Origin of the sequence: Salinimicrobium sp. 3283s (genome assembly GCF_039602225.1) — a bacterium.
GTDB lineage: Bacteria > Bacteroidota > Bacteroidia > Flavobacteriales > Flavobacteriaceae > Salinimicrobium > Salinimicrobium profundisediminis.
The window spans coordinates 86,788-103,666 of record NZ_CP143631.1; the positions used below are offsets into that span (position 1 = coordinate 86,788).

A 16,879-nucleotide genomic window follows, 5' to 3' on the forward strand; every position below is an offset into this window, starting at 1 on the left:
TTTACTATTGCATTGTCTGTGCCTGCCCAAGATAAACTTTTACCCTATTTGCTTCTACAGATTCCGGATATTCAGTCTCTATTCTGCTAAGGTATTTTTCGGCAGCAGCACCATCTCCTAATTTAATTGCCGTCACTGCAGCTTTCAGTAAAAACTTTGGAGTAGTAAAGTTATTGTCTCTCAACTTGGCAGCCTCTTCATAGTAACCCAAAGCTTCTTCGGGTTGGTCTAGTTGCAGGAATGCATCTCCAATAGCCCCTTTTGCAAGCGGCGCAAGAATTTGATCGTCGCTCTCAAAATCGTCAAGAGCTTCTATCGCTTGCTGGTACTGGTTAGTATTAAGATACGCCATACCTGCATAGTAAAGAGCAAGGTTACCGGCATTTGTAGAACCATAGTTCTCAATAATGTCCTGGAAACCGTACTTACCTTCTCCTCCTGTCAAAGCCAGGTTAAAAAGAGAGTCACTTTGTGCACCCGATGCCTGTAACGCATTGTCAAAATACTGCTGCGCCATAAACATCTCATTGGCAGCCTCTGCTTCTTTAGGCTCCTGAATAAACTCTTCGTAAGCAAGATATCCAAGGATAGCCGCTGCAGCAACTCCAATGATGATAAAAATATACTTTTGATTCCGGGCAACCCATGCCTCGGTTTTACTCGCACCTTCATCAAGGGAATTAAACACTTCTGCAGTTGTAGAATGATCTTCAACAGCAGCCTGTTGCTCCTCTTTGTTACTGGGCTTATATCCTCTTTTCTTGTAAGTAGCCATAAATAAACGTTAATTGAAGCGCAAAAATAGAATATTTCTTTAAAATTAAAAGGGAATTAAATTGTTTATTTATGCTAATTTGCACCGGCTTAAGGCCTCCTTGAGTGTAGCTATTACAGCACTGAATAACAGCTTCTTATGTTTCTCAAAACCCTCTCCTTACTAAATTACAAGAATTTTACCTCGGCCGAATTTGATTTTGACCGCAAAATTAATTGCATAGTTGGAAATAATGGAATTGGTAAGACCAATGTGCTGGATAGCATATATCACCTCTCTTTTGGGAAAAGCTATTTTAATCCCATCACCAGCCAAAACATAAATCACGAAGCCGAATTTTTTGTTGTAGATGGCATTTTTGAGAAGCATGAACGGGAAGAGCAAATTATTGTTAGTGCCAAGCGCGGACAGAAAAAAGTCATTAAGCGCAACAACAAACCCTACGAAAAATTCAGTGAACATATTGGCTTTATCCCTACCGTAATAATTTCTCCGGCAGATCGTGACCTTATTATTGAAGGCAGCGAAACCCGTAGAAAGTTCATTGATGGTGTTATTTCTCAAAGCGACAATAAATATCTCAACAGTCTCATTGACTACGGAAGGATTTTAGCACAGCGCAATTCCCTGCTGAAGTATTTTGCAGCCAATAACAGTTTTGACAGGGACACACTTTCAGTCTATGACATGCAGCTGGAAGATCTTGGGAACATCCTGTTTAAAAAACGGAAAGCTTTTCTCGAAACTTTTATTCCCATTTTTCAGAAGCGTTATACTATAATAAGTAATGGTCGCGAAAAAGTTTCCATTACATATAAGAGTCAGCTGGAAGACGGCGATTTCAAAGATCAACTGGAACAAAACCTGCAGAAGGATATGGCCCTGCAATACACGGGCGTGGGCACACACAAAGACGACCTAATTTTTGAGATTGAAGGGCATCCCATAAAAAAATTCGGTTCACAGGGGCAGCAAAAATCATTTTTGATTGCTCTTAAACTCGCACAATTCGATTTTATTAAAGATCTGGCAAAGGTCTCTCCCATTCTGCTCATGGACGATATTTTCGACAAGCTGGATGAGAATAGGGTGGCACATATCGTAGACCTTGTTGCTACAGATGAGTTGGGCCAGCTTTTTATAAGTGACACCCACGGAGAACGTACAGAAAAAGTGGTTAAAAGTACCGCACAAACTTATAAAATGTTTTACCTGTGAAAAATGCCATTTTTGTATTCCTTTTAGGAATGATCTTGCTTTCATGCAATACCGATTCTTCCCGAGAAAAAGTGGACAACCTCAACGGATATTGGGAAATTAAAAAAGCCGAACTTCCCGAAGGGATCACCAAAGAATTCAAATATTCCGAAATTGTAGATTTTATAGAAGTAGACAGTCTTAAAGGCTTTAGAAAAAAAGTGCGCCCCCAAATTGATGGCAGCTTTATCACCACAAATGATGAAGAAGTACTTGAGGTTAAACTTGAAAATGACAGCATTAATTTGTACTATACTACCCCCTACGCAAACTGGAAAGAAACAGTGATTTCTTCGGAAGAGAATGAGCTGGTGGTCATCAACCCCAGGGGAATTATCTATACCTATAAACGATTTACTCCATATTCAGGAAACTATGGCAAAGAGGATTAACGAACATATAAGCATAAGTGAAGCTCTTAAAGAATTTGTGAGCGACAACAAATTGCAGAAGGGCCTTGATAAGGTACACGTTCGCGAAGTCTGGAACAGCCAGATGGGGCCTGCCATAGAAAAATATACCACTTCTATAAAACTTGACAGGGATACCCTTTACGTACAACTGAGTTCTTCGGTACTGCGCGAAGAATTGAGCTACGGCAAAGAGAAGATCGTAAAAATGCTGAATGAAGAACTGGGAAGGGATCTTATTAAAAAATTAATTCTACGTTAGTTCTCCCGGGTTCAAAGTTTAAAGTTCAAGGTTTAAGGTTTCTGTCACCTCGAGCCTTCGGTTATCGCTCAGGAAGAATTTTCTTTCCAAAAATGTCATTCCCCAGCAACTTTTTTAAAACCCGTTGGCGCGGATTTGCAATCCGTGCCGGTTCCTCTCCTTACGTTACCTCGAGCGGAGTTGAACGCTTTTTGTAATCCAATGTCACCTCGAGCGGAGTCGGGAGGTATTTCTTCTGAAAAAAAACTCCTGAAATACCTTCTAAAAATGTCATTTTTCAACACCTTCTTTAAAACCCGTTGGCGCGGATTTGAAATCCCTGCCGGTTCCTCTCCTTACGTTACCTCGAGCAGAGTTGAACGCTTTTTGAAATCCAAAGTCACCTCGAGCGGAGCCGACAGGCCTTTCTTCTGAAAAAAAACTCCTGAAATACCTTCCAAAAATGTCATTTCTCGACACCTTCTTTAAAACCCGTTGGCGCGGATTTGTAATCCGTGCCGATATCTCTCCTTACGTTACCTCGAGCAGAGTTGAGAGGTCTTTCTTCTGAAAAAAACTCCTAAAATACCTTCCAAAAATGGCATACCCCAGCAACTTCTATAAAACCCGTTGGCGCGGATTTGTAATCCGTGCCGGTATCTCTCCTTACGTTACCTCGAGCGGAATTGAACGCTTTTTGAAATCCAATGTCATCTCGAGCGGAGTCGAGAGGCCTTTCTTCTGAAAAAAAACTCCTGAAATACCTTCCAAAAATGTCATTTTTCAACACCTTTTATAAAGCCAGCTGGCGCGGATTTGTAATCCGTGCCGGTTCCTCTCCTACGTTACCTCGAGCGGAGTTGAACGCTTTTTGAAATCCAATGTCACCTCGAGCGGAGCCGAGAGGCCTTTCTTCTGAAAAAAACTCCTGAAATATCCTCCCAAAAATGTCATTTCTCGGCACCTTCATTAAAACCCGTTGGCGCGGATTTGTAATCCGTGCCGGTATCTCTCCTTACGTTACCTCGAGCAGAGTTGTACGCTTTTTGAAATCCAATGTCACCTCGAGCGGAGCCGAGAGGCCTTTCTTCTAAAAAAACTCCTGAAATATCCTCCCAAAAATGTCATTTCTCGGCACCTTCATTAAAACCCGTTGGCGCGGATTTGTAATCCGTGCCGGTATCTCTCCTTACGTCACCACGAGCGGAATTGAACGCTTTTTGAAATCCAATGTCACCTCGAGCGGAGTCGAGAGGCCTTTCTTCTGAAAAACTCCTGAAATACCTTCCAAAAATGTCATTTCTAAGCAACTTTTTTAAAACCAACTGGCGCGGATTTGTAATCCGTGCCGAAGCCCTTCCCACCCCTACCCAATTCCGAAAAAGACACGGAATTACTTTCCAAAAATGGCATTTTTCACTAACTTTTTAGAAATCTATCCAGGAACAGCATTATGACCGGAAAAGAAGAAATGATCGAACAACAATTAAAAGGACGCGGCATTTCTAATTCTGATGTTCTAAGAGCTATGCAGGAAGTGGATCGTTCTCTCTTTGTTCCCGAAGACAAACAGCAAAAGGCCTATGAAGACAGGCCGCTCCCCATAGGAAAGGACCAAACTATTAGTCAGCCATACATTGTAGCTTACATGGCAGAGCAGCTACAGCTGAAGAAAGATGAAAGAGTCCTGGAAGTAGGCACCGGTTGCGGGTATAATGCGGCGGTCATTTCACGCCTTGTAAAAAAGGTTTATAGCGTGGAAATAATTGAATGGCTGGCAAAGCTGGCCAAAGAGAATTTGGCAAAGACAGATTATAACAATATCACCACCAAACACGGTGACGGATATTCGGGCTGGAAAGAGTTTTCACCTTTTGATGCTATAATATTAACCGCGGCACCTCCTTCAATTCCACAGCCGCTTAAAGATCAATTAAAAGTGGGAGGCCGACTTTTGGCGCCTGTTGGCCGCTTGAATCAACAACTGGTAATGCTTTACAAAACCGGGGAGGATGAATTTGAAGAAAAGACCCTGCTCCCGGTGCGTTTTGTCCCTATGACAGGGCGGGCCGATAAAGGTGGCAGCTACGGAGGGTGAAAAATAAAAAAACCACCTAAAAAGGTGGTTTTTTGATCTTATTTCAGAAGTTACTTAGAACATTTCTCTTCCGGCGAAATGGAAAGCACCTTCAATTTGTGCATTCTCATCGCTATCACTTCCGTGTACGGCATTTTCACCTACAGAAGCAGCATATTTCTTTCTAATGGTACCTTCGGCAGCATCTTCAGGATTTGTAGCCCCAATAAGGGTTCTAAAATCTTCAACAGCATTTTCCTTTTCAAGAATAGCGGCAACGATTGGCCCGCGGCTCATAAATTCAACCAGCTCCCCGTAAAATGGACGTTCACTGTGTACTTCGTAGAATTTTTCGGCATCGCGACGTGTCATTTGCGTAAGTTTCATCGCAACAATTCTGAATCCTGAAGCAGTGATCTGCTCTAAAATAGCGCCAATGTGTCCTTTTTCAACTGCATCGGGCTTAATCATGGTGAAAGTTCTATTTTCTGCCATTACTTAGTTTTTAATTTTGCTGTAAAAATAATCAAATCAGGGCCATATACAAGGTACATAGGTTTTTATTCGATCTTCCGCAGATAAAGGCTGTCAAAAATGACATTTTAGGAACTGCAGTAAGTACTTTTTGAATCTTCAAATATTCAATATCTTCGCTCTCTATGACAAACGAAGATATTTCCAAAATAAAGGAGTTACTTGAAGGCAAAAAGAAGATCGTTATTGTTCCCCATAAAGGGCCCGATGGTGATGCGATGGGTTCTACACTTGCTCTTAAGATCCTGCTTGAGGGACTGGGGCACTACGTAAATCTTATCGCTCCCAATGATTACCCTAGTTTCTTAAAGTGGATGCCTTACGAAGAAGAAACGCTGCTTTATGACAGGGATACCGAAAAATGTGAAAAGATTATTGCTGAAGCCGATGTGATCTTCACGCTCGATTTCAACCACCTCTCACGAGCTGGCGATATGTACAAACCACTACAGGAGGCCACAGCTGCTTTTGTGATGATAGACCATCACCAACAGCCCGATGATTATGCCGATGTTACCTATAGCGATGTTACCATGTGCTCTACCTGCCAGATGGTCTATCACTTTATAGAAAATATTGGCCTGGCACAAAAGATCACTCCGCAGATCGCCACCTGCCTGTATACAGGTATAATGACCGATACCGGATCTTTCAGGTATAGATCTACCACCAGTCTCACCCACCGCGTGATAGCCGATCTTATTGAAAAAGGGGCCGACAATACTTCTATCCACGAAAATGTATTTGACACCAGTTCTTACGGGCAACTGCAGCTTTTGGGATGCGCACTGCAAAACCTGAGAGTAGTAGAAGGCCTGCGTACGGCATACATCACTTTGTCACAGGAAGAACTGGACAGGCATAACTTTAAAAAAGGAGATACTGAAGGTTTTGTAAACTATGGCCTCTCTCTAGAAGGTATAGTTTTTGCCGCCATTTTTATCGAAAATGAAGCCGAGAAGATCGTGAAGATATCTTTTCGTTCAAAAGGCACTTTTTCGGTCAATGAATTTGCCCGGCGTTATTTTGAAGGCGGCGGCCACACTAACGCCGCAGGAGGCAAAAGTGATCTTTCCCTGCAGGAGACCGTAGAAAGATTTATTAGTATCTTGCCTACTTATAAGACAAACCTGGCACTATGAAAATGAAATATATAATACTGTTTACGGGTCTGCTCCTTTTTTCGTGCAAGTCACCTGAAGCCAGAAGACCGGTGACACAGGAGTCGGGTTCCTATATTAATGAAGCTGTAGAGCGCAACCGGAAAATTGTAGCCGAAGAAGAAGCCCAGATCCAGAAGATCATTGAAACCGATACTACACGGGAGTACATTTCTTCGGCTAACGGATTTTGGTACTATTACAATAAAAAAGATACCACCGCTGCTAAGACTCCAAAATTTGGAGATGTTGTAGAATTCGATTACAACCTAAAAACTCTTGGTGGCCGTGATATTTATACCGATGATGAGATCGCTCCCCGCACCTATGCCATAGACCAGGAAGAACTCTTCAGCGGACTGCGACAGGGGCTCAAGCTTATGAAAGAAGGAGAAACAGTCACTTTTTTATTTCCTTCTCACAAAGCTTTCGGGTATTACGGAGATAAAAAACGTATAGGAGCAGATGTGCCGTTGATTTCTACGGTTACCCTCATAGATATTTCAGAAGCACCTGAAGCTAATCAGGAAAATAACAACTAAACAATTAATTTAAACATGAAGAAAATCAATTTTTTGCTTTTATGCAGTGTGCTATTTGCTTTTACTGCCTGTAATGACGAATATCCAGATCTTGAAGACGGAATGTACGCTCAATTCAAGACCAACCAAGGAGACTTTATCGCTGAACTTTATTTTAAAGAGACCCCAATGACGGTTGCCAGCTTTGTTTCTCTTGCCGAAGGTACCACTACCATGGCCGAAGAACAATATCAAAATAAGCCATTTTACGACGGACTCGTTTTTCACCGTGTGATTGGAGATTTCATGATCCAGGGAGGTGACCCGCAGGGTACCGGTACAGGTGGCCCGGGCTACAAATTCCCAAATGAGATCGTTGACACGCTCACCCATGATTCTGCAGGGATTCTTTCCATGGCAAACTCCGGCCCTAACACAAACGGAAGCCAGTTCTTTATCACTTTAAAAGAAACTCCGTGGCTCAACGGCATGCACACCGTGTTTGGTGAGGTTGTAAAAGGTATGGATGTGGTAGAGGCTATTGGAAACTTAGAAACAGGCGCAAATGATCGTCCTCTTGAAGATGTGGTAATGCAGGAAGTAAAGATCATTCGCAAAGGCCAGGCAGCCAAGAATTTTAAAGCTGCTGAAGTTCTTACTCAGGAGTTAGCCGATTTTAAGGCTGAAGCTGAAGAAAAGGAACGCAAAATGAACGAGCAGCGTTCTGCTAACGCTCAGCGTTACGAGGAATTGAAAGCCGGTGCTAAAGAACTTGAAAGCGGTCTCCAGATTGCATTTTTGGAAGAAGGTGAAGGCCCAAAGCCACAACAGGGAGATACCGTAAGGGTAAACTACAAAGGCTATTTGAGCTCTGGTGATCTTTTTGATACCAACATTGCCGAAGTAGCCGAAGAAGCAGGTGTGCTTAATGAAAGAAGACAGCAAATGGGAGGATATGCCCCTATGCCAATGCTATACAGTAAAGATGCACCTATGATCCCCGGATTTAAAGAAGGCGTGCAGCAAATGCAGGTAGGAGATAAAGCAGTACTGTTTGTTCCTTCTCATTTAGGATACGGAGAAAATGGTGCACCTCCAGTAATTCCACCATCTGCCGATCTTATTTTTGAAGTTGAGATGGTAGATATCCAGTAGAAGAAAAATCCTCACAAAAAAAGCTTCCAAAAATGACATTTTTGGAAGCTTTTTTATTTAAATGATCCTAAAGAATTACTTCTTCTCCGGAATGTTCTTCAATACTTCAAGTACAAAGCTCCAGTATTTTTGAGCTGAAGATATACTTGCCCTCTCATCGGGTGAGTGTGCGCCGCAAATAGTTGGTCCAAAAGAGATCATATCCATTTCGGGGTAGTTCTTTCCTAAGATTCCGCATTCCAGGCCGGCATGGCAGGCAGCAATATCGGGTTCATCGGTATTCATTTTTCGGTAGAGTTCATCGAGCACCTTTAAAATGGGAGAATCCATATTAGGAGCCCATCCGGGATATGCACCCGAGAGCTCCACTTCAAAACCAGCAAGTTCAAATCCGGCGCGAAGGCTGTTAGCGAGATCGGTCTTTGAAGAATCTACCGAAGAGCGCGTCAAACAAAGCACTTCAATTTTGCCATTTTTGACAGTTACGCGCGCCACATTGTTAGAAGTTTCCACAAGGCCCTCAATATCGGGGCTCATCCTGTACACGCCGTTATGAGCAGCGTAAATAGATTTCAGAAATAACTCCTGGGCTCCCAGTTCCATCACTTTTTGAGGGGCTTCAGTTTCTGAAACCTCAATAAGAAGCTTTGGCTCCAGGGTTTTATATTCCTGCTTAATCTGCTGAATGGCTTTCCCAATTTCAGCTGTAAAATCTTCCTTCTGAATTTTCTCAACCACTACTACAGCTTCACTTTCCCGCGGAATAGCATTACGGAGGCCGCCGCCATTTATTTCAGAAATTCTCATTCCGAAGTTTTCATACCCGCCGAAGAGAATGCGGTTCATGAGCTTATTTGCGTTTCCAAGACCTTTGATGATATCCATTCCTGAATGTCCTCCCTGCAGGCCTTTCACCTGCACCCAGTAGGCAATAGAGTCTTCGGGCACAGGTTCTTCTGTATAAGTTCCGGAAGCAGTAATATCTACGCCACCGGCACATCCAATTCCTATCTCATTATCTTCTTCGGTGTCGAGGTTAAGCAAGATATCCCCTTTAAGCAGTCCGGGTTTTAAGCCCATGGCTCCTGTCATTCCGGTTTCTTCATCTATGGTAAAGAGTGCTTCTAAAGCCGGGTGTTCAATTTCCTTACTTTCCAAAATGGCCATCATGGTGGCTACACCAAGTCCGTTATCGGCTCCCAGGGTAGTCCCATTTGCCCGCACCCAGTCACCATCAACATACATCTCAATCCCCTGATTTTCAAAATCGAAATTGGAATCGCTGTTTTTTTGATGCACCATATCAAGGTGAGACTGCAGCACTACCGCCTTTTTGTTTTCCATGCCCGGGGTTGCAGGTTTACGTATAATGACATTTCCCACCTCATCAACTTCGGTTTCCAGCCCCAGGTCATTCCCAAAGTTCTTTATAAACTCGATTACCCTTTCCTCCTTTTTTGAAGGTCTGGGAACCGCATTGAGATCGGCAAATTTATTCCAGAGTGGCTTAGGTTCTAAAGCCCTTATTTCTTCGTTCATGATGTTCTAAGTTTGAATTCTCACAAATATAAGAAATCGTAGAGCATTAGAGTTAAACAACCCACCCCGCCTTACAGGATCCCTCCGGAGGAGGGGACACTTTGATAGATAAACAAAAAATCATTTGTGAATTAGTGGCTACAAATATCCGAGTACTGAACAAGCAATTACCACCCCGCCTTTCAGGCACCCCTCCGGCGGAGGGGACACTCAGAAGAAAAAATTCAAAAAAAGAGGTGTTATTTGAGAAAAATTGTGATCGTGAAGGCTATTTCTGAAGGAGGGGACTCTAAAGAAGGATTGGATTACCTATCCATTCGGTATGATAAAATATCCAAGGCACAGTTTGTTACTATATAACTGTCCTGAATTTTAATTAACTTATAATCATGAGCAATAATGAAAAAGAAAATTCTCAAAATGGATCCCCTCCCTCGGAGGGGTGTCCGCAGGACGGGGTGGGAAAGAATGCTCCTGTTCTTACAACTATAGATGCTATTCCCATATACCGCAAACCTTCTCCTTACTTACCCGCAGAAAAAAATCTAAGGAATAGAGCAAGAGCTTTACGAAAAATGGGGAATCTTCCGGAAATCGTTTTTTGGCAACAGGTTCATAAAGGAAAATTTTACAATATTGATTTTGACAGGCAACGTGTCATTGGACATTACATTGTAGATTTTTACGTTAAGGGATTAATGCTGGTCGTCGAAATAGATGGTTCCAGCCATAACGAAAAGCAAGAATATGATGATCGGCGGGAAAATTATCTCCGAAATTTGGGTTTACTGGTCTGGAAAGTGAGTGCTACTGAGGTAATGATGGATGTTGAACGGGTTATGGAAAATCTAATGCAGTATATAATTGATAAATATTCATAGATTGATAGTCTACTCCCACCCCGACCTTCGGCCACCCCTCCGGAGGAAGGGACACTTTGAAAGAGAAATTCAGTAATAAAAGTATTATTTCTGATAAAAATTGAGATTCTGAAGACCATCACCCCCGGCCTAGGGTTACGCTCAGGAGAAAGAGATCGTCTGGAGATAATAAAAATCATTTGTGAATTTGGGGTCAAAAATATCCGAGTACTGAACAAACAATTACCACCCCGACCTTCGGCCACCCCTCCGGAGGAAGGGACACTTTGAAAGAGAAATTCAGTAATAAAAGTATTATTTCTGATAAAAATTGAGATTCTGAAGACCATCACCCCCGGCCTAGGGTTACGCTCAGGAGAAAGAGATCGCCTGGAGATAATAAAAAATCATTTGTGTATTCGTGGCCAAAAATATCCGAGTATTGAACAACGAATTACCACCCCGCCTTTCAGGCACCCCTCCGGCGGAGGGGACACTCGGAAGAGAAATTCAGTAATAAAAGTATTATTTCTGATAAAAATTGAGATTCTGAAGACCATCACCCCCGGCCTAGGGTTACGCTCAGGAGAAAGAGATCGTCTGGAGATAATAAAAATCATTTGTGAATTCGTGGCCAAAAATATCCGAGTATTGAACAACGAATTACCACCCCGCCTTACAGGCACCCCTCCGGAGGAGGGGACAATCAGAAGAAAATTGTTCTACTCAGGTTTTCCCGGTTTCATCCAAAATACCGATAATTTTATTAAAGTCTTGGCTGCTGTCTCTTGCAGGTTGATCCTTAAAAATCCTATTTTTGAAAGGTGAAGAAAAAAGTTGCTTTAATTCTAACCCTGTTCTTACCTGTTCAGATCATCCTGATTAAGGTACTGGCTAACTACCCTCTATTTGTGGAAAAGTGGTACAGCAATGGCATTTATCCCATTACTTCGGCGTTACTGAGAAAAACCCTCGGATTCTTTCCGTTTTCTCTGGGGGATCTTTTGTACGCTTTACTGGTGATTATGCTTATTCGCTGGATAGTATTGAGAATAAAACAAAGATTCAAAGATCCCCGGCGATGGATATTAAATGCTCTTGCCGTATTATCTCTTATCTATTTTTGCTTTAACCTCTTTTGGGGTTTTAATTATTACCGGTTGCCGCTTCATGCCGCCCTGGAAATTGAAAATGATTACACTACAGAAGAACTGGTAGAATTAACGCAAGATCTTATTGCCACCTCCAACGAACTTCATCTTTCTATTACCGGCGATGATTCGGTAAAGGTGGAAATTCCTTATTCAAAATATGAACTCCTAGAATTATCGGTAGAAGGATATAAGAATATTGAAGAGGATTTTCCGGAACTTGATTATCACGTGCCCAGCCTAAAGTGCTCTCTCTACAGCGTTCCCCTTACCTATATGGGTTTTAATGGTTACTTAAATCCGCTAACCAACGAAGGGCAGGTAAACACGCAAATTGTGGCTTACAAGATTCCTACTACCGCGAGCCATGAAATTGGTCATCAGTTGGGTTTTGCTAAAGAAAATGAGGCCAATTTTCTCGCCTGTCTTACCACGATGAACCATCCTGATCCATATTTCAACTATTCGGGCTACACCTTTGCCTTAAGCTATTGCCTTAGCGAACTTTATCGCCGGGATCCTGAGTTAGCCGAAAAGTTTGCCTCAGAACTTAACTTTGGGGTAAAGGAAAACTACCGGGAGGTGCGGGAATTTTGGGAAAGCCACAAAAATCCTTTCGAACCAATTTTTATGTTTACCTACAATTCCTTCCTGGTGGCCAATAATCAGCCACAGGGAATGAAGAGCTACAGTTACGTGGTGGCGCTGCTGGTAAATTATCACAAAAGCAGAGGAAAATTATAACAAGTTAATCATTCTCATTTTTTTGCTAACTTACCTGCTCAAAATTCCAATCCTATAACAATTTTATGAGAATTAAACTTTTATTCTGCCTGCTGTTTAGTGCCGTAACCGGACTGCAGGCGCAGGAGTATTTTCCTAAGAATGATGCCGTTAAGGCTCAGGAAAATACCAACTTCACAGTTCTTTCGAACGCCAACATTTATGTAGATCCTTCCACCGTTATTCAAAACGGGATGCTGGCCATGCGCAATGGAAAGGTCACCGCCGTTGGAAAAAACATTAAAATTCCCGCAAATGCTGTAGTCATTGACCTTAAAGGAAAAACAATTTACCCTTCCTTTATTGATCTTTACTCGAGTTTTGGGATTGAAAAACCGAAAAGCGAAGGCGGCAGCCCCTACAGCGGGAATCCGCAGTACGATGCCGGGCGCGAAGGTTATTACTGGAATGACCATATAAGGCCCGAAACTTCGGCTTTGGAAAACTTCTCCTATAATAAAGAGGAAGCCGAAAAGCTGAGAAAGCTTGGTTTTGGCGTAGTTAATACTCACATGCCCGACGGAATTGTGCGTGGTACCGGAATGCTTATCGCCTTAAATTCCGAAGGAACTGAAGGAGACAGAATACTTGATGAAGAGTCTGCACAATATCTTTCCTTTGAAAAAAGTGCAAAATCAAAACAGGTCTACCCTTCTTCTAAAATGGGTGCCATGGCTTTGCTTAGACAAACTTATCTTGACGCCGACTGGTACGCGAAGGGTAATGCCCACAATAAAGATCTTGCTCTTGAAGCTTTTAATGAGAACAAAAACCTCCTTCAAATCTTCAAAACCGACAATTTACTGGATGAACTTCGTGCCGATAAAGTGGGTGACGAAATGGGTGTGCAGTATGTGATTGTGGGCAGCGGAAATGAATTTGAGCGACTTGATGCCATAAATGCCACCAATGCCACCTTTATTGTACCCGTTAATTACCCCGAGCCGTTTGATATGGAAGACCCGTACATGGCCAACTACGCCACTTTGGGAGACATGAAAGAATGGAACCAGGCACCGGCAAACCTCAAAATGCTTAGCGAGAAGAAAGTTCCCTACACCATCACATCTCATGATGCCGAAAAGAATTTCAGGGAGAATTTACTTAAAGCAGTGGCTTATGGACTTGATAAAAAAGATGCCCTTGCTGCCTTAACAACCGTGCCTGCAAAACTTATAGGCCATGAAAATAAACTTGGAACCTTAAAAGAAGGTGCCTGGGCGAATTTTATCATTACCTCTGGCGACTATTTTGACAAGGAAACCACTATATACGAGAATTGGGTTCAGGGCAAACGAACTGTATTTGAAGACATTGACCTGGTGAACCTCAACGGTACTTATGATGTCAAGGTCGGCAGCGATACCTACACGGTAAAGATCAGCGGTGAGCCTTCAAAACCCAAGGCTGAAGTTAGCACCAATAATAGCAAGATAGGTTCAAAGATCAACTACAGCAACAACTGGGTTAACCTGCTGCTATCTTCTCCCGATACTACAAAAACTGAATACACCAGGCTTAGCGCCAGAATCTCTAATAACGCAAAAACCTTCAGCGGAAAAGCCATTTTAGGAGATGGTACAGCAACCAGTTTTACTGCTACCCGCACTGAAGATGCTTCAGAAAAGAAAGATGAAAAATCTGAAGAACACCCCGAAGTACTTCCTGTAACCTTTCCGAATATGGCTTATGGATTTCAGGAGCTTCCGAAGCAACAGGATGTACTCTTCAAAAATGCTACGGTTTGGACCAATGAAGCTGAAGGCATCATGGAAAACAGCGACGTACTGGTAAAGAATGGGAAGATTGCTGCAGTTGGCAGAAACCTTAGCGCCCGTGGTGCTACAGTAATAGATGCTACAGGAAAGCACCTTACTACCGGGATTATAGATGAGCACTCTCACCTGGCGGCATCGGCCGTGAATGAGGCGGGACACAACTCATCGGCCGAGGTGCAGATGGAAGATGTAGTAGATCCCGATGATATTGGAATTTACAGGAACCTGGCCGGGGGAGTAACTACAATGCAGCTACTTCATGGATCGGCTAACCCAATTGGAGGACAGTCGGCCATCCTAAAGATGAAATGGGGAGCTACTCCACAGGAAATGGTTCTTGACAATTCACCAAAGTTCATCAAGTTTGCTTTGGGAGAGAACGTAAAACAGGCAAACTGGGACAGCAATTCCCGCTTCCCACAAACCCGTATGGGGGTGGAACAGGTATTTGTAGATTATTTTACCCGTGCCCGCGAATATGAGCAGCTAAAAAAGAGCGGCAAACCCTATCGCAAGGACATTGAAATGGAAACCATCCTGGAAATCATTAACGGCGAACGCTTTGTGACTGCACATTCTTACGTTCAAAGTGAGATCAATATGTTGATGAAGGTAGCCGAGCAATTCGGTTTTAATATAAATACGTTTACACATATTTTGGAAGGTTACAAATTAGCCGATAAAATGGCCGAACATGGCGTGGGAGGTTCTACTTTCTCTGACTGGTGGGCGTATAAATATGAAGTAAAAGATGCCATCCCGCAAAATGCTGCCATTATGCATAATGCCGGTGTAACAGTCGCCATTAACAGTGATGATGCCGAAATGAGCCGCAGACTGAACCAGGAGGCGGCAAAAAGTGTGAAATACGGGGACATTTCTGAAGAGGAAGCCTGGAAATTTGTAACTCTTAATCCGGCAAAACTGCTGCACATCGATGACCGTGTGGGAAGCATAAAAGAAGGAAAAGATGCCGATTTAGTGCTGTGGAATGCCCATCCGCTTTCTGTTTACGCCAAGCCTGAAAAAACTATTATTGAAGGTGTAGTGTATTTTGATCTGGAAAGAGATCAACAACTTAGAAAGGAAGTGGAAAAGCAGAAAAACCTGCTCACCTCCCAAATGCTAAAGGCCAAAAACAATGGTCTTAAGACGCAGCCGGTAAAGAATTCCAGCAAAGAAGAAATGCACTGTGACACCCTCTAAAATTTGAAGTATGAAAAATTTGAAAAGATATATCCTGCCGGTCCTGCTCCTTTTTGCAGGTTCGGTCATAGCACAACAAACTCCGGCGCCCCCGCAAGACCGTGCGATAAGCATAGTTGGTGCCACTGCCCACGTTGGGAATGGCGAAGTTATTGAGAACAGCGTGATCATCTTTGAGAACGGAAAATTAACTACGGTGACCGATGCGGCTTCCACCAATCGTCAATATCCCGGTACCGTGATCGATGCTAAAGGCAAACACGTTTATCCCGGATTTATCGCCCCTAACTCCACCCTGGGGTTGGTAGAAATTGATGCGGTGGTACAAAGTGATGACGAAGATGAACTTGGGGAACTTTTACCTCACGTTCGCAGTCTCATCGCTTATAATGCCGAAAGCCAGGTGGTGGAAAGTATGCGTCCCAACGGCGTGCTCGTAGGGCAAATCGCGCCGCGGGGCGGCAGGATCTCCGGCACCTCATCTATTGTACAGTTTGATGCCTGGAACTGGGAAGATGCCGTACTAAAAGAAGATGATGGTTTGCACATTAACTGGCCTAACAGCGTTCGCAGAGGCCGTTGGTGGATGGGGGAAGATCCCGGTATAAAACCGAATGATGATTACTCAAAAGACCTTCAGGAATTGAGCTCATTTTTTAAAAATGCCAAAGCCTATCTCGCAGGACCCCAGGAAAAAGCGAATCTGCCTTTCCAGGCTATGGAAGCTGTATTTAACGGAAAAAAGAAAGTTTACATCCACGCCGATTCAGAAAAAGAGATTATCGACGTCCTGGCTTTTAAAGAAGAACATCAACTGGAAAACGTAGTGCTTGTGGGCGCTTACGATGCTTTTAAAGTAGCCAATCAAATCAAGGCAGCCAATGTTCCGGTACTTGTAGGCCGTGTGCACGAAACCCCGCAAATGGAAGATCAGGATTATGACCTACCCTACAAACTCGCCTACCTGCTTAATCGGGAAGGAATTCTTGTGGGGCTGGAAACCAGCGGTGACATGGAAAGAATGAACAGCCGAAATTTGCCATTTTACGCAGGTACAGTTACCGGTTACGGCCTCAGTAAAGCCGACGCTCTTAAAATGATCACTTCAAACACTGCAAAGATCCTGGGGGTTGACGACAGCCTTGGAACACTGGAGGCCGGTAAAGATGCCACTCTTTTTATTAGTGAAGGAGATGCACTGGATATGCGTACCAATAAAGTTGCCCGGGCATTTATTCAGGGGCGTGAAATAAGTTTGGAAAGCCACCAGACAGAGCTGGCAAAAAGATATACTGAAAAATACGGCCAGCAGGAGAAAAAATAATCTCCAAAAATGCCATTTTTGACAGGAGGCTGATTGAAAAACTAATCCCGTTTAACCTGAAGGTTTTCAGGTTCTAACTACTTCTGAAAATTTAGGATCAGTAGATTC

The 16,879-nt window shown here is 43.1% G+C and carries 16 protein-coding genes; 13 read left to right on the forward strand and 3 right to left on the reverse strand.

Annotation, left to right across the window (positions count from 1 at the left end; genetic code table 11):
* Positions 1-4 precede the first annotated feature (4 nt).
* The gene (locus tag VS868_RS00450) at positions 5-775 is read right to left on the reverse strand and encodes a tetratricopeptide repeat protein (protein WP_266070995.1); all 771 of its coding nucleotides are present in this window, start codon (positions 773-775) and stop codon (positions 5-7) included.
* A 138-nt stretch (positions 776-913) separates the two neighbouring features.
* Here VS868_RS00450 and VS868_RS00455 point away from each other — a divergent pair, with 138 nt between their 5' ends.
* The 6 genes from VS868_RS00455 to VS868_RS00480 all read left to right on the forward strand — a co-directional run bounded on the left by VS868_RS00455 (position 914) and on the right by VS868_RS00480 (position 4,781).
* On the forward strand, positions 914-1,993 hold the full coding sequence (locus tag VS868_RS00455; RefSeq protein WP_266070993.1) for a DNA replication/repair protein RecF: 1,080 nt from the start codon (positions 914-916) through the stop codon (positions 1,991-1,993).
* On the forward strand, positions 1,990-2,424 hold the full coding sequence (locus tag VS868_RS00460; protein ID WP_266070991.1) for a lipocalin family protein: 435 nt from the start codon (positions 1,990-1,992) through the stop codon (positions 2,422-2,424). The genes VS868_RS00455 and VS868_RS00460 overlap by 4 nt, the downstream gene beginning before the upstream one ends.
* Positions 2,408-2,704 carry a DUF721 domain-containing protein gene (locus VS868_RS00465; RefSeq protein WP_266070989.1) on the forward strand — a complete coding sequence of 99 codons (297 nt, stop codon included), beginning with the start codon at positions 2,408-2,410 and terminating at the stop codon, positions 2,702-2,704. Before VS868_RS00460 ends, VS868_RS00465 begins: the two co-directional genes overlap by 17 nt.
* A gap of 267 nt (positions 2,705-2,971) precedes the next feature.
* Positions 2,972-3,118 carry a hypothetical protein gene (locus VS868_RS00470; RefSeq protein ID WP_266070987.1) on the forward strand — a complete coding sequence of 49 codons (147 nt, stop codon included), beginning with the start codon at positions 2,972-2,974 and terminating at the stop codon, positions 3,116-3,118.
* 163 nt (positions 3,119-3,281) lie between these two features.
* A complete protein-coding gene (locus VS868_RS00475) occupies positions 3,282-3,428 on the forward strand; it encodes a hypothetical protein (protein ID WP_345598821.1) in 147 nt (48 codons plus the stop codon).
* Between the two features lie 708 nt (positions 3,429-4,136).
* Positions 4,137-4,781, forward strand: a complete 645-nt coding sequence (locus VS868_RS00480; protein ID WP_345598822.1) for a protein-L-isoaspartate(D-aspartate) O-methyltransferase — start codon at positions 4,137-4,139, stop codon at positions 4,779-4,781.
* A gap of 54 nt (positions 4,782-4,835) precedes the next feature.
* Here VS868_RS00480 and VS868_RS00485 read toward each other — a convergent pair whose 3' ends face one another.
* Positions 4,836-5,255, reverse strand: coding sequence for a nucleoside-diphosphate kinase (locus tag VS868_RS00485; protein WP_266070981.1), 420 nt, complete (start codon positions 5,253-5,255; stop codon positions 4,836-4,838).
* 164 nt (positions 5,256-5,419) lie between these two features.
* On the opposite strand from VS868_RS00485, the gene VS868_RS00490 reads away from it, so the two are divergent.
* Genes VS868_RS00490 through VS868_RS00500 form a run of 3 tightly spaced genes read left to right on the forward strand, consistent with a single transcriptional unit; the run spans position 5,420 to position 8,130 of the window.
* The gene (locus VS868_RS00490) at positions 5,420-6,436 is read left to right on the forward strand and encodes a bifunctional oligoribonuclease/PAP phosphatase NrnA (protein ID WP_345598823.1); all 1,017 of its coding nucleotides are present in this window, start codon (positions 5,420-5,422) and stop codon (positions 6,434-6,436) included.
* 2 nt (positions 6,437-6,438) lie between these two features.
* Positions 6,439-6,996, forward strand: a complete 558-nt coding sequence (gene gldI, locus VS868_RS00495) for a gliding motility-associated peptidyl-prolyl isomerase GldI (protein ID WP_345598825.1) — start codon at positions 6,439-6,441, stop codon at positions 6,994-6,996.
* A 15-nt stretch (positions 6,997-7,011) separates the two neighbouring features.
* Positions 7,012-8,130, forward strand: a complete 1,119-nt coding sequence (locus tag VS868_RS00500; RefSeq protein WP_345598826.1) for a peptidylprolyl isomerase — start codon at positions 7,012-7,014, stop codon at positions 8,128-8,130.
* Positions 8,131-8,205: 75 nt separating this feature from the next.
* On the opposite strand, the gene VS868_RS00505 is transcribed toward VS868_RS00500, so the two are convergent.
* Entirely contained in the window at positions 8,206-9,669 is a 1,464-nt protein-coding gene (locus tag VS868_RS00505) for an aminoacyl-histidine dipeptidase (protein ID WP_345598828.1), read from the reverse strand.
* Between the two features lie 389 nt (positions 9,670-10,058).
* Between VS868_RS00505 and VS868_RS00510 the strand changes: the two genes are divergently transcribed.
* The 4 genes from VS868_RS00510 (at position 10,059) to VS868_RS00525 (ending at position 16,771) form a co-directional block, all read left to right on the forward strand.
* Positions 10,059-10,550, forward strand: coding sequence for a DUF559 domain-containing protein (locus tag VS868_RS00510; protein WP_266070976.1), 492 nt, complete (start codon positions 10,059-10,061; stop codon positions 10,548-10,550).
* Positions 10,551-11,353: 803 nt separating this feature from the next.
* On the forward strand, positions 11,354-12,424 hold the full coding sequence (locus VS868_RS00515; RefSeq protein WP_345598829.1) for a DUF3810 domain-containing protein: 1,071 nt from the start codon (positions 11,354-11,356) through the stop codon (positions 12,422-12,424).
* A 65-nt stretch (positions 12,425-12,489) separates the two neighbouring features.
* A complete protein-coding gene (locus VS868_RS00520) occupies positions 12,490-15,447 on the forward strand; it encodes an amidohydrolase family protein (protein ID WP_345598830.1) in 2,958 nt (985 codons plus the stop codon).
* 10 nt (positions 15,448-15,457) lie between these two features.
* Positions 15,458-16,771 (forward strand): amidohydrolase family protein, encoded by a 1,314-nt coding sequence (locus VS868_RS00525; protein WP_345598831.1) that lies wholly within the window; start codon positions 15,458-15,460, stop codon positions 16,769-16,771.
* Positions 16,772-16,879 lie beyond the last annotated feature (108 nt).

Excerpts from the sequence above, each read along its gene's own strand:
- VS868_RS00450 (WP_266070995.1), bottom strand. The coding sequence starts at position 775 with ATGGCTACTTACAAGAAAAGAGGATATAAGCCCAGTAACAAAGAGGAG.
- VS868_RS00455 (WP_266070993.1), top strand. The coding sequence starts at position 914 with ATGTTTCTCAAAACCCTCTCCTTACTAAATTACAAGAATTTTACCTCG.
- VS868_RS00465 (WP_266070989.1), top strand. The coding sequence starts at position 2,408 with ATGGCAAAGAGGATTAACGAACATATAAGCATAAGTGAAGCTCTTAAA.
- VS868_RS00470 (WP_266070987.1), top strand. The coding sequence starts at position 2,972 with ATGTCATTTTTCAACACCTTCTTTAAAACCCGTTGGCGCGGATTTGAA.
- VS868_RS00475 (WP_345598821.1), top strand. The coding sequence starts at position 3,282 with ATGGCATACCCCAGCAACTTCTATAAAACCCGTTGGCGCGGATTTGTA.
- VS868_RS00480 (WP_345598822.1), top strand. The coding sequence starts at position 4,137 with ATGACCGGAAAAGAAGAAATGATCGAACAACAATTAAAAGGACGCGGC.
- VS868_RS00485 (WP_266070981.1), bottom strand. The coding sequence starts at position 5,255 with ATGGCAGAAAATAGAACTTTCACCATGATTAAGCCCGATGCAGTTGAA.
- VS868_RS00490 (WP_345598823.1), top strand. The coding sequence starts at position 5,420 with ATGACAAACGAAGATATTTCCAAAATAAAGGAGTTACTTGAAGGCAAA.
- gldI (WP_345598825.1), top strand. The coding sequence starts at position 6,439 with ATGAAATATATAATACTGTTTACGGGTCTGCTCCTTTTTTCGTGCAAG.
- VS868_RS00500 (WP_345598826.1), top strand. The coding sequence starts at position 7,012 with ATGAAGAAAATCAATTTTTTGCTTTTATGCAGTGTGCTATTTGCTTTT.
- VS868_RS00505 (WP_345598828.1), bottom strand. The coding sequence starts at position 9,669 with ATGAACGAAGAAATAAGGGCTTTAGAACCTAAGCCACTCTGGAATAAA.
- VS868_RS00510 (WP_266070976.1), top strand. The coding sequence starts at position 10,059 with ATGAGCAATAATGAAAAAGAAAATTCTCAAAATGGATCCCCTCCCTCG.
- VS868_RS00520 (WP_345598830.1), top strand. The coding sequence starts at position 12,490 with ATGAGAATTAAACTTTTATTCTGCCTGCTGTTTAGTGCCGTAACCGGA.
- VS868_RS00525 (WP_345598831.1), top strand. The coding sequence starts at position 15,458 with ATGAAAAATTTGAAAAGATATATCCTGCCGGTCCTGCTCCTTTTTGCA.